Below are 11572 nucleotides of genomic sequence, written 5' to 3'. Positions count from 1 at the left end.
AGTTATGGGGTTTGATCAGGTGCGTCAGCGCCGTTTGTCTGACGATATTGTCGAGCAGCTTGAGGGCATGATCCTTGAGGGCACGCTGAAATCGGGCGAGCGCTTGCCGGCCGAGCGCGCGTTGGCTGAAAAGTTCGGCGTTTCGCGCCCCTCGCTGCGCGAGGCGATCCAGAAACTGGCGGCCAAGGGGTTGCTGGTCAGTCGCCAGGGCGGTGGCAATTATGTGTCTGATTCGTTGGGCTCGACGTTCAGCGATCCGTTGTTGCACCTGCTGGAAAACAATCCCGAGGCTCAGCGTGATTTGCTGGAGTTTCGCCAAACCCTCGAAGCGTCCTGTGCCTATTACGCGGCATTGCGCGCTACCGAAGTCGACCGTGAGCGGCTGACGGCGGCCTTTGAAGCGCTACAGGATTGTTACGCGCGCGACGATAAGGTCAGCCGCGCAGAGGAGGGGGCCGCGGATGCGCGGTTTCACTTGGCCATTGCCGAGGCCAGCCACAATGCTGTGCTGTTGCACACCATCCGCGGGTTGTTCGACCTGCTCAAGCGGAACGTGGTGACCAACATTGGCGGTATGTACCAGCAGCGCACGGAAACCCGCGATATGCTGATCAGTCAGCACCGGGATTTGTACCTGGCGATCATCGAGGGGCGGGCCGAGCAAGCGCGGGAAGTCTCAACACGTCACCTGTTGTATGTGCAGGAGGTGTTGGAGGAGGTACGTCAGGAAGTTCAGCGCGTGGCCCGGGCGGCGCGGCGCAAGGGCATGTAGCCAAGGGCGAAGCGCCCTAGGCTACAGCGGCACAAGGATTATTCTTCCTTGCCCTTGTTGCGCACGGCGCGATGCAGTTCACGGTCGGAATCGCGCTCGCGCTCGGTGTCACGCTTGTCGTATTCCTTCTTGCCTTTGCCCAGTGCGATCTCGCACTTGACCAGATGCTTGCTCCAATACCAGGACAGGCAGACGCAGGCATAGCCTTTCTGCTGTACGGCAGCGGCGAGCTTGTCCAGTTCGCGGGCATTGAGCAGCAGCTTGCGTGTGCGTACCGGGTCGGCAATCACGTGCGTGCTCGCGGTGGTCAGCGGGGTGATATGACTGCCGAGCAGCCATGCCTCGCCATCCTTGAGCAGCACATAGCTGTCGACCAGTTGCAGCTTGCTGGCACGCAGACTTTTTACTTCCCAGCCGGCCAGGACCAGACCAGCCTCGAACCGATGTTCGATGAAGTAATCGTGTCGCGCTTTTTTATTCTGCGCGATGGTCCCTGTGGGGTGTTTCTTTTGTTTAGCCATAGGGGCGGCATTATAGGGCGTTGCGAGCGTGTCGGCTACGGTCAACCTGCGTGCTTGAGCGTGTTGGACGAATCCCGGACAATACCGGCAGTTCTTTGGTTTTTTTCTCTCGCGGATCGGGTTGTTCTTTCGCGATGTTTGCCGCTCAGCTGTGGAAATAACGCTCACATGACGACGCATATTCAACGTTCGGCCCTGCTGCCCTATCCGGCCCAGGTGCTTTATGACCTGGTCAACGACGTGGCGCGTTACCCGGAATTCCTGCCTTGGTGCTCGACCGCCGAGGTGCTGGAAGGCAGTGATGAGCACATGGTTGCCAGTGTCGGGGTGGCCAAGGGGGGGCTCAGCCAGCACTTTGTGACACGCAATGTCCTGGTGCCGGGCAAGTCCATTGAAATGAATCTGCAGGAAGGGCCGTTTACCCAATTGCATGGTGTCTGGGTGTTCAAGGCGTTGACCGAGAAAGCCTGCAAGATCAGCCTGGATCTGTCCTTCGATTATGCGGGGCCCATTGTGCGGGCGACGTTGGGGCCTTTGTTCAATCAGGCGGCCAATACCCTGGTCGACGCATTCTGTCAGCGAGCCAAGCAACTGCATGGTTGAGATTGAAGTGGTGTATGCCGGCGTGGATCGCCAGGTGTTGGTGGCGGTCGCGGTGCCAGCGGGGACGAGCCTGCGGGCTGTGGTGCAGGCGTCGGGGATTGCTACGCACTTTCCTGAGGTGAACCTTGCTGATTGCCCGTTGGGGGTATTCGGTAAGGCAGTGGTCGACCCCGATACCTGCACCGTGCAGTCAGGTGATCGTATCGAGATCTACCGCCCGCTGCTGGCCGACCCCAAAGAAGTGCGGCGGCTGCGTGCGGCCAAGGCGGCGTTGGCCAAGCAACAGCGTTCATAGGCCGGCGAATCTGCAGGCAACAAAAAGCCCGGCATGCCGGGCTTTTTATCGAGCGCCGCAAACTTACTGCGGGCTGGTGTCCAGAGGCTGTGGCGTCGGGACTGGAACTGTTTGTACGCGGTCGACGTCTTTCTGGATCTTGTCGAGCAATGAGCCAGGCTTGGCCGGTACTTCGGATTTCGGCTTCTCGGCTTCCTGCGCAGGCGCAGTCACGTTGGTGCCGTTATCCTTGCCCAGCAAGGCTTCATCGCGGCTTACGCCGGGCATGAAATCGCCGGACAGACTGACCAGTTGATCATTGCCATTGAAGATGACGCTGACGCGCTCCTGTTGGCGTTCACCGCCCCCAGGCTGGATGCTGTAGAGATAATCCCAGCGATCGGCGTGGAAAGTGTCAGTCAGCAGGGGGTTGCCCATAATAAACCGTACTTGCCGTCGGGTCATTCCCGGGCGTAACTGGTCTATCATGTCCTGCGTGACGACATTGCCCTGCTGGATGTCGATTTTGTAAACCCCGGGGAATGAACAACCGGCGAGTGCGAGCAGTCCCACAAAGGTGAAACTGGTTAGCAAGAGCTTGGTGTTTTGCATCGGTGGGCGACTTCCACTATCTTGGCTGGGACAACGTAAACGCCGATCATACCCGTATTAAGAGAAGCTGCGAAGCAGCATCCGCGAGAAAGCTAACCATGGTTGAAAATAGCGAACTACGCAAAGCCGGTCTTAAAGTGACTCTGCCACGCGTCAAGATTCTACAAATGCTCGATTCTGCTGAGCAGCGCCACATGAGTGCCGAGGATGTTTACAAGGCGCTGATGGAGTCCAATGAGGACGTTGGCCTGGCCACGGTTTACCGCGTGCTGACCCAGTTTGAAGCCGCGGGGCTGGTGGTTCGTCATAATTTCGACGGCGGTCACGCAGTGTTCGAATTGGCTGATGGTGGTCATCACGACCACATGGTCGACGTGGACACTGGTGAGGTTATCGAATTCACCAACCCGGAAATCGAGCGGTTGCAGAAGGCAATTGCCGAGGAGCATGGCTACGAGTTGTCGGACCACAATTTGGTTCTTTACGTACGTAAGAAAAAGTAAAAATCGACGCAGATTCGCTCTGCGGAACGATTGAAGGCGACCCCTGGGTCGCCTTCGTGCTTTCTACAAGAGAGAAAATTGCCGGTTCGGTCAGGCCTTCGCCGCCACCACCATTTTTTTCGCGTGGGCCAGGGACTCCTTGGTCAGGTCGATGCCGCCGAGCATGCGCGCGACTTCCTCCACGCGTTCCGACTTGTTCAGCTTGGACACCGCCGTATGCGTCGCATCGCTGCCGCGTACTTTGTGTACAAACAAATGCTGATGCCCTTGGGCGGCTACTTGCGGTAAGTGGGTAACCGTCAGCACCTGGCCGCGATCCCCCAGGCGACGCAGCAGTTGGCCGACAATTTCTGCGGTCGGGCCACCAATGCCAACGTCTACCTCGTCAAAGACCAGCGTCGGAACCCGTGAGGTTTGGGCGGTGATCACCTGAATCGCCAGGCTGATCCGCGATAGTTCGCCCCCGGAGGCGACTTTTGCCAGCGCTTTGAGCGGCTGCCCTGGGTTGGCGCTGACCAGCAGTTCTACCTGTTCCAGGCCGTGGGGCTGCAGTTCGGCGCTGGTATTGCTGTGCAGTTCGATGGTGAAGCGGCCGCCGGGCATGCCGAGGCGCTGGATTTCCTGCTCGACCGCGCTGGCCAGGCTCGTGGCGGCTTGATGGCGCAGATCGCTCAGTTCGCGGGCCTTCTCTTGGTAATGGCGGGCGAAAGAAGCCAGTTCGTCGCCCAGGCGCTCAATGGACTCGTCATTCGCGTTCAGGGTTTCGATTTCATCCAGCAGCTTCTGCTGCATCGTTGCCACTTCAGTCGGCTGGATCCGATGTTTGCGCGCCAGGGTGTAGATGGTGTCCAGGCGTTCTTCTATTTCCTGCAGGCGTGCCGGGTCGGCGTCGAAGTGATCGAGGAAGCGGTTCAGTTCGCCTACGGCTTCTTCTACCTGGATTTGCGCACTGGTCAGCAAGGTCGTGGCTTCATTCAGCGAGCCGGACGCATTGTTCACGCTGGACAGCCGATTGAGGCTGACGGTCAGTGCATTGAGCACATTGCCCGAGTCGCTCTCGCTGCATTGCTCCACCACCTGGCGGCAAATACCCAGCAGGGTTTCGGCGTTGGTGAGGTTCTTGTGTTCCTGCTCAAGCTGTTCCAGCTCGCTTTCGCCGAGGCCAAGGCTTTCGAGCTCTTCGAGTTGATAGCTGAGCAATTGGTGGCGTGCGCGTTGCTCGTCGCCGGAATTGGAGAGGCGCTCCAGTTCCAGGCGGGTCTGGCGCCAACGTTGGGCGGCGAGCTGGACCTGGCGGGCGAGGTCGGTGGCGCCGGCGTATTCATCGAGCAGGCGGCGATGGGTATCGGTTTTGAGCAGGGATTGGTGTTCGTGCTGGCTGTGGATATCGATCAGCAGCTCGCCCAGGGCCTTCAAGTCACCCAGCGGGCAGGGCGTGCCGTTGATGTAGCCACGGGAGCGGCCTTCGGCGGTGATGACCCGGCGCAGGATGCACGGCCCTTCATTATTAAGGTCGCGCTCGGCAAGCCAGGCTTCGGCTTCGGGGATGTCCGCCAGGTCGAAGGTCGCCAGGATGTCGGCCTTGTCTGCGCCGGGGCGTACCACGCCACTGTCGGCGCGGTCGCCCAGGGTCAGGCCGAGGGCGTCGAGCATGATCGACTTGCCGGCGCCGGTTTCGCCTGTGATTACGCTCATCCCGCGATCCAGTTCGAGATCCAGATGTTCAACGATGGCGTAGTTATGTACGGACAGGTGCACGAGCATGACGGCCGCTCCCAGGCTTTAGGTCTGGTTATTTATACAGTGTTTTGTTCCGGGCTGACAATCCTGGCGCTTAGCTCGATTTGCTTGCTTCGATGTTTTTTTTAGTGCGAAGAGGAATGAATGGGTCGGAATTGATCTGGATCAGATGAAAGACTTTTGGTGACGCCCGCACCCTTGAACCTGGAAATTGTGGCCCCATATACCGGAACAGAAGCGCGAGTTGAGTTCGCGCATGATTTTGAAAGGAGAAATCTATGGCTGACGAACAGACGCAGGATACGCAAACTCCAGACGCCAATTCGGCTGCCGGTGATGAGCTGGCGACTCGTGTGCAAGTGCTCGAAGAGCAATTGGCCGCTGCGCAGGATCAATCTTTGCGTGTTGCCGCCGATCTGCAGAACGTCCGCCGCCGTGCCGAGCAGGATGTAGAAAAGGCCCACAAGTTCGCGCTGGAAAAATTCGCCGGTGATCTGTTGCCGATCATCGACAGCCTGGAGCGCGGCCTTGAGTTGTCCAACCCGGATGACGAAAACATCCGCCCGATGCGTGAAGGTATCGAGCTGACCCTGAAAATGTTCCAGGACACCCTGAAGCGTTATCAGTTGGAGGCTGTCGATCCGCAAGGCGGCGAGCCGTTCAACGCCGAGCATCACCAGGCCATGGCGATGCAGGAAAGTCATGACCTTGAGCCAAACAGCGTGTTGAAAGTATTCCAGAAGGGATACCAGCTCAACGGTCGCCTGCTGCGTCCGGCAATGGTCGTGGTCAGCAAGGCGCCTGCACCGGTTTCACCTTCGATTGATGAGCAGGCTTGAAATACGCCGCAAGGCCCCCATTTATAAGTCAAGCGTTTAAGTGCTACCGCAGTTAGCCACCACTGCTGCGGCATCCAAATTCAAGTTTCGGGAGAGTAAATCATGGGCAAAATTATCGGTATCGACCTGGGGACCACCAACTCCTGCGTCTCCGTGCTGGAAAACGGCGTTGCAAAAGTCATCGAAAACGCCGAAGGCGCGCGTACTACGCCGTCGATCATTGCTTACGCCAACGACGGCGAAATCCTCGTCGGTCAGTCGGCCAAGCGTCAGGCGGTGACCAACCCGCACAACACCCTGTACGCGGTGAAGCGTCTGATCGGGCGTAAGTTCGAGGAAGAAGTCGTACAGAAAGACATCAAGATGGTCCCTTACAAAATCGCCAAGGCTGACAACGGTGACGCCTGGGTTGAAGTGAACGGCCAGAAAATGTCGCCGCCACAGATCTCGGCTGAAATCTTGAAAAAGATGAAGAAAACCGCCGAAGACTACCTCGGTGAAGCGGTGACTGAAGCGGTGATCACCGTTCCGGCCTACTTCAACGACAGCCAGCGCCAGGCGACCAAAGACGCCGGCCGCATCGCGGGCCTGGACGTAAAACGTATCATCAACGAACCAACCGCAGCCGCTCTGGCCTACGGCATGGACAAAGCCAAGGGCGACCACACTGTCATCGTTTATGACCTGGGTGGCGGTACCTTCGACGTGTCCGTGATCGAAATCGCGGAAGTTGACGGCGAGCACCAGTTCGAAGTGTTGGCCACCAACGGCGACACCTTCCTGGGTGGTGAAGACTTCGACATCCGTCTGATCGACTACCTCGTTGACGAGTTCAAGAAAGAAAGCGGCATGAACCTCAAGGGTGACCCGCTGGCCATGCAGCGTCTGAAAGAAGCTGCCGAGAAAGCCAAGATCGAGCTGTCTTCGGCTCAGTCGACCGACGTTAACCTGCCGTACATCACTGCAGACGCTACCGGTCCTAAGCACTTGAACGTGAAGATCTCGCGCGCCAAGCTGGAAGCGCTGGTTGAAGACCTGGTTCAGCGCACCATCGAACCTTGCCGCATCGCGCTGAAAGACTCCGGCATCGAAGTGAGTGCGATCAACGACGTGATCCTGGTCGGCGGTCAGACCCGTATGCCACTGGTTCAGAAGTTGGTGACCGAGTTCTTCGGCAAAGAAGCACGTAAAGACGTGAACCCGGACGAAGCTGTTGCCATGGGTGCTGCCATCCAGGGTGCGGTACTGGCCGGCGACGTGAAAGACGTATTGCTGCTGGACGTCAGCCCGCTGACCCTGGGTATCGAAACCATGGGTGGCGTGATGACTGCGCTGATCGAGAAAAACACCACGATTCCTACCAAGAAATCGCAAGTGTTCTCGACGGCCGATGACAACCAGGGCGCCGTGACCATTCACGTGCTGCAAGGTGAGCGTAAGCAAGCGGCGCAGAACAAGTCCCTGGGCAAGTTCGACCTGGCCGAGATTCCACCAGCACCACGTGGCGTGCCACAAATCGAAGTGACCTTCGACATCGACGCCAACGGCATCTTGCACGTAGGCGCCAAAGACAAGGCTACCGGCAAAGAGCAGAAGATCACCATCAAGGCCAACTCTGGTCTGTCTGATGAAGAAATTCAGCAGATGATTCGTGATGCGGAAACCAATGCCGAGGCTGACAAGAAGTTCGAAGAGTTGGCTGCTGCCCGTAACCAGGGCGACGCACTGGTTCACTCGACGCGCAAAATGATCGCTGAAGCTGGCGACAAAGTGACTGCCGAAGAGAAGACCGCAATCGAAGCGGCCTTGGTTGCCCTGGAAGCCGCAGTTAAAGGCGACGACAAGGCGGCCATCGAAGCCAAGGTTGAGGAACTGTCGAAGGTCTCCGCGCCGGTTGCTCAGAAAATGTACGCCGAGCAAGGTCAGCCAGCTGACGGTGCCGCGCATCAGGCAGAGCCTGAAGCCAAGCACGATGATGTTGTCGATGCCGAGTTCGAAGAAGTCAAAGAGCAGAAGTAATCTGCTTGGCCGGTTGACCGCTATCAAGCGGTGACTGGTAGGATGTCGCCGCGCGGGAGCTTGCTCCCGCGTTGGCGTGTCTGGGGTATGCGAATTTTTACAGCATGCGACAAGGCTCGGATGCTGGCGGTGTGATCGGGAATGCTCCTGCTTTCCGGCGACAGTCACCGCGTTTTTGGCCGGGTCCCTGGCTGAAAGCTGTTATGACCAGGATCGTTGAATTGACGTGAGTTGGGTCCGGGCCTGTATTGGGGCTCAACGAGTTCGGCAAGGCTCAGGAGGGTCTGGCTGAACGTCCTTAAGAGTGCAAAGACTTATGGCAAAGCGTGACTATTACGAAGTATTGGGTGTGGAGCGCGGTTCCAGCGAGGCGGACCTGAAGAAGGCTTACCGTCGCCTGGCGATGAAGCACCACCCGGACCGTAATCCGGATAACAAAGAATCCGAAGAAATGTTCAAAGAGGCCAACGAGGCCTACGAATGCCTGTGTGATCCCAACAAGCGTGCGGCCTACGACCAGTACGGTCACGCCGGCGTCGACCCGAGCATGGGTGGCGGCGGTGCTGGCTTCGGCGGCCAGAACTTCTCCGATATTTTCGGCGATGTGTTCAGCGACTTCTTCGGCGGTGGCCGCGGTGGTCAGCGTGGCGGTGCCCAGCGCGGCAGCGACCTGCGCTACACCCTGGAACTGAACCTGGAAGAAGCCGTGCGCGGCACCAGCGTCAATATCCGCGTGCCGACGCTGGTCAACTGCAAGCCGTGCGACGGTTCGGGGGCCAAGAAAGGCTCCTCGCCGATCACTTGCCCGACCTGCGGTGGTATCGGTCAGGTCCGCATGCAGCAGGGCTTCTTCTCGGTGCAGCAAACCTGCCCGCGGTGCCAAGGCCAAGGCAAGATCATTTCTGACCCGTGCGATTCCTGCCACGGTGAAGGGCGTGTCGAAGAGTACAAAACCCTGTCGGTCAAAGTGCCGGCGGGCGTGGATACCGGTGACCGCATTCGCCTGTCGGGCGAAGGCGAGGCGGGGACTCAGGGTGGCCCGACGGGTGACCTGTATGTGGTGATCAATGTGCGCGAGCACTCGATCTTCCAGCGCGACGGCAAGCACCTGTTCTGCGAAGTGCCGATCAGCTTCGTCGATGCGGCCCTGGGCGGCGAGCTGGAGATTCCGACCCTGGATGGTCGGGTCAAGCTCAAGATCCCTGAGGGGACGCAGACCGGCAAGCAGTTCCGTATCCGTGGCAAAGGCGTGGCGCCGGTGCGTGGTGGCGGTGCGGGCGACCTGATGTGCCGTGTCACGGTGGAAACGCCGGTCAACCTGGGTCGTCGCCAACGCGAGTTGCTCGAAGAGTTCCGCAGTTCGCTGGAGGGTGACGACTCCCACTCGCCGAAAACCACGGGCTTCTTCGATGGCGTGAAGCGCTTCTTCGGCGACTTGTAAGGAATTGAGTATGCGACGTATAGCCGTAATGGGCGCTGCCGGGCGCATGGGTAAAACCCTGATCGAAGCGGTACAGCAGCGCTCGCCGGCCTCCGGCCTGACCGCGGCGATCGTTCGCCCAGGCAGTACGCTGATCGGCGCCGATGCCGGTGAGCTGGCTTCGCTGGGGCGTATCGGCGTGTCGTTGTCCGGCAACCTGGAGCAGGTGGCGGACGAGTTCGACGTGCTGATCGACTTTACGCTGCCGGACGTGATGCTGAAAAACCTGGCGTTCTGCCGCAAGGCGGGCAAGGCCATGGTGATCGGCACCACCGGCTTGAGTGCTGAGCAGAAACAGTTGCTGGTCGAGGCGGGCAAGGATATTCCCATCGTGTTTGCCGCCAACTTCAGCGTGGGCGTGAACCTGTCGCTCAAGCTGCTGGATCTGGCGGCGCGCGTGCTGGGCGATGAGGCGGATATCGAAATCATCGAGACCCATCATCGCCACAAGATCGATGCGCCGTCGGGAACCGCGTTGCGCATGGGTGAGGCTATCGCCGATGCCCTGGGTCGCGACTTGTCGAAGGTGGCGGTGTACGGGCGTGAAGGTCATACCGGCGCGCGTGCGCGTGACACCATTGGTTTTGCCACCGTTCGTGGTGGCGATGTCGTCGGTGATCACACCGTGCTGTTCGCCACTGAAGGCGAGCGCCTGGAAATCACGCACAAAGCCTCCAGCCGCATGACATTCGCCAAGGGTGCGGTGCGTGCCGCGCTGTGGCTGGATGGGCGTGCGCCGGGTCTGTATGACATGCGCGATGTGCTGGATCTGCACTAATCAGTAGCTAAAATGGGGCCTCGGGATTATCCTAAGGCCCCGTTTTTACCCGCTAAGCGACGTCCTGTCGCATTCTCCTGCCTTTAAGGCTCATTAGCGGTGGACCAAAACAGCCTTTTTCTGTAAGCTACAGCTTTAGTGTGTCCACTAAAAGCGCGCAGAATAATTCAGTGAAGAAGCGGGGTGACGTGTCCATACGTCACTCCGCTTTTTTACAACCTGCGATCGCCCTTTCAGGCTTTATTTACGGGAGGTCTTCTTGACTAAGCCAGCCATACTCGCCCTTGCTGATGGCAGCATTTTTCGCGGCGAAGCCATTGGAGCCGACGGTCAAACCGTTGGAGAGGTGGTGTTTAACACTGCCATGACCGGCTATCAGGAAATCCTTACCGATCCTTCCTACGCCCAACAGATCGTTACCCTGACTTATCCGCACATCGGCAACACCGGTACTACACCGCAAGACGTCGAGTCCAATCGCGTCTGGTCCGCGGGCCTGGTGATTCGTGACCTGCCACTGGTTGCGAGCAACTGGCGTAGCACGATGTCGCTGTCCGATTACCTGAAAGCCAACAACGTTGTGGCGATCGCCGGTATCGATACGCGCCGCCTGACACGCATCCTGCGTGAAAAAGGCTCGCAGAACGGCTGCATCATGGTCGGTGAGAATATCTCCGAGGCTGCGGCAATTGCTGCGGCGCAAGGCTTCCCTGGCCTGAAGGGCATGGACCTGGCGAAAGTCGTCAGCACCCAGGAACAGTACGATTGGCGCTCCACTGTCTGGGACTTGAAGACCGACAGCCACGAGACCATCGACGCTGCTGATCTGCCCTACCACGTAGTGGCTTACGACTACGGCATCAAGTACAACATCCTGCGCATGCTGGTCGAGCGCGGTTGCCGCGTGACCGTGGTGCCGGCGCAAACCCCTGCCAGCGACGTCCTGGCGTTGCAGCCGGACGGCGTGTTCCTGTCCAACGGCCCGGGTGACCCTGAGCCATGCGACTACGCCATCAAGGCGATCAAGGACGTGCTGGAGACCGAGATCCCGGTGTTCGGTATCTGCCTGGGCCACCAGCTGCTCGCTCTGGCCTCCGGCGCCAAGACCCTGAAAATGGGGCACGGCCACCACGGCGCGAACCACCCTGTACAGGACCTGGACACCGGCGTAGTGATGATCACCAGCCAGAACCACGGTTTTGCGGTGGATGAAACGACCTTGCCGGCCAACGTCCGTGCGACCCACAAGTCGCTGTTCGACGGTTCCCTGCAAGGCATCGAGCGCACCGACAAGAGCGCGTTCAGCTTCCAGGGCCACCCTGAAGCCAGCCCGGGCCCGAACGACGTAGCGCCGCTGTTCGACCGTTTCATCAATGAGATGGCCAAGCGACGCTGACTGAGCGGCCTGCGGGCGGCCCCGACTGTCGGTGG

12 protein-coding genes are annotated in these 11572 nt (G+C 59.1%); 9 read left to right on the top strand and 3 right to left on the bottom strand.

The window, feature by feature from the left end:
- Positions 1-4: 4 nt before the first annotated feature.
- Entirely contained in the window at positions 5-772 is a 768-nt protein-coding gene (locus PverR02_RS27030) for an FCD domain-containing protein (RefSeq protein ID WP_017847402.1), read from the top strand.
- A 38-nt stretch (positions 773-810) separates the two neighbouring features.
- Here the strand turns inward: PverR02_RS27030 and smpB are convergent, their stop codons facing one another.
- On the bottom strand, positions 811-1293 hold the full coding sequence (smpB, locus tag PverR02_RS27025; RefSeq protein WP_017847403.1) for an SsrA-binding protein SmpB: 483 nt from the start codon (positions 1291-1293) through the stop codon (positions 811-813).
- A 168-nt stretch (positions 1294-1461) separates the two neighbouring features.
- Here smpB and PverR02_RS27020 point away from each other — a divergent pair, with 168 nt between their 5' ends.
- Entirely contained in the window at positions 1462-1896 is a 435-nt protein-coding gene (locus PverR02_RS27020) for a type II toxin-antitoxin system RatA family toxin (RefSeq protein ID WP_046382036.1), read from the top strand.
- Positions 1889-2191: an RnfH family protein gene (locus tag PverR02_RS27015; protein ID WP_079444709.1), complete on the top strand. Its 303-nt coding sequence runs from the start codon at positions 1889-1891 to the stop codon at positions 2189-2191. The genes PverR02_RS27020 and PverR02_RS27015 overlap by 8 nt, the downstream gene beginning before the upstream one ends.
- A gap of 63 nt (positions 2192-2254) precedes the next feature.
- Here PverR02_RS27015 and PverR02_RS27010 read toward each other — a convergent pair whose 3' ends face one another.
- Complete coding sequence (locus PverR02_RS27010; RefSeq protein ID WP_046382038.1) at positions 2255-2782, bottom strand: outer membrane protein assembly factor BamE; 528 nt, start codon at positions 2780-2782, stop codon at positions 2255-2257.
- Between the two features lie 98 nt (positions 2783-2880).
- Between PverR02_RS27010 and fur the strand changes: the two genes are divergently transcribed.
- On the top strand, positions 2881-3285 hold the full coding sequence (fur, locus tag PverR02_RS27005) for a ferric iron uptake transcriptional regulator (protein WP_046385174.1): 405 nt from the start codon (positions 2881-2883) through the stop codon (positions 3283-3285).
- 90 nt (positions 3286-3375) lie between these two features.
- Here fur and recN read toward each other — a convergent pair whose 3' ends face one another.
- Positions 3376-5049, bottom strand: a complete 1674-nt coding sequence (gene recN / locus PverR02_RS27000) for a DNA repair protein RecN (protein ID WP_046382039.1) — start codon at positions 5047-5049, stop codon at positions 3376-3378.
- Between the two features lie 254 nt (positions 5050-5303).
- Here recN and grpE point away from each other — a divergent pair, with 254 nt between their 5' ends.
- The 5 genes from grpE to carA all read left to right on the top strand — a co-directional run bounded on the left by grpE (position 5304) and on the right by carA (position 11537).
- Positions 5304-5864 carry a nucleotide exchange factor GrpE gene (grpE, locus tag PverR02_RS26995; protein WP_017847409.1) on the top strand — a complete coding sequence of 187 codons (561 nt, stop codon included), beginning with the start codon at positions 5304-5306 and terminating at the stop codon, positions 5862-5864.
- A gap of 102 nt (positions 5865-5966) precedes the next feature.
- Positions 5967-7883, top strand: coding sequence for a molecular chaperone DnaK (dnaK, locus tag PverR02_RS26990; protein ID WP_017847410.1), 1917 nt, complete (start codon positions 5967-5969; stop codon positions 7881-7883).
- Between the two features lie 316 nt (positions 7884-8199).
- On the top strand, positions 8200-9324 hold the full coding sequence (gene dnaJ, locus PverR02_RS26985) for a molecular chaperone DnaJ (protein ID WP_057005459.1): 1125 nt from the start codon (positions 8200-8202) through the stop codon (positions 9322-9324).
- A 10-nt stretch (positions 9325-9334) separates the two neighbouring features.
- A complete protein-coding gene (gene dapB, locus PverR02_RS26980) occupies positions 9335-10141 on the top strand; it encodes a 4-hydroxy-tetrahydrodipicolinate reductase (RefSeq protein WP_026140082.1) in 807 nt (268 codons plus the stop codon).
- 259 nt (positions 10142-10400) lie between these two features.
- Positions 10401-11537 (top strand): glutamine-hydrolyzing carbamoyl-phosphate synthase small subunit, encoded by a 1137-nt coding sequence (gene carA / locus PverR02_RS26975; RefSeq protein ID WP_046382040.1) that lies wholly within the window; start codon positions 10401-10403, stop codon positions 11535-11537.
- The last annotated feature ends 35 nt before the right edge of the window (positions 11538-11572 follow it).

This window comes from Pseudomonas veronii (assembly GCF_002028325.1).
In the GTDB taxonomy this organism is placed as follows: Bacteria; Pseudomonadota; Gammaproteobacteria; order Pseudomonadales; family Pseudomonadaceae; genus Aquipseudomonas; species Aquipseudomonas veronii.
The sequence above is the reverse complement of the archived record's forward strand: the minus strand, read 5'-3'. Positions and strand labels throughout refer to the sequence as shown.

Coding starts and splice junctions, on each gene's coding strand:
- PverR02_RS27030 (WP_017847402.1), top strand. CDS start 5: ATGGGGTTTGATCAGGTGCGTCAGCGCCGTTTGTCTGACGATATTGTC.
- smpB (WP_017847403.1), bottom strand. CDS start 1,293: ATGGCTAAACAAAAGAAACACCCCACAGGGACCATCGCGCAGAATAAA.
- PverR02_RS27020 (WP_046382036.1), top strand. CDS start 1,462: ATGACGACGCATATTCAACGTTCGGCCCTGCTGCCCTATCCGGCCCAG.
- PverR02_RS27015 (WP_079444709.1), top strand. CDS start 1,889: ATGGTTGAGATTGAAGTGGTGTATGCCGGCGTGGATCGCCAGGTGTTG.
- PverR02_RS27010 (WP_046382038.1), bottom strand. CDS start 2,782: ATGCAAAACACCAAGCTCTTGCTAACCAGTTTCACCTTTGTGGGACTG.
- fur (WP_046385174.1), top strand. CDS start 2,881: ATGGTTGAAAATAGCGAACTACGCAAAGCCGGTCTTAAAGTGACTCTG.
- recN (WP_046382039.1), bottom strand. CDS start 5,049: ATGCTCGTGCACCTGTCCGTACATAACTACGCCATCGTTGAACATCTG.
- grpE (WP_017847409.1), top strand. CDS start 5,304: ATGGCTGACGAACAGACGCAGGATACGCAAACTCCAGACGCCAATTCG.
- dnaK (WP_017847410.1), top strand. CDS start 5,967: ATGGGCAAAATTATCGGTATCGACCTGGGGACCACCAACTCCTGCGTC.
- dnaJ (WP_057005459.1), top strand. CDS start 8,200: ATGGCAAAGCGTGACTATTACGAAGTATTGGGTGTGGAGCGCGGTTCC.
- dapB (WP_026140082.1), top strand. CDS start 9,335: ATGCGACGTATAGCCGTAATGGGCGCTGCCGGGCGCATGGGTAAAACC.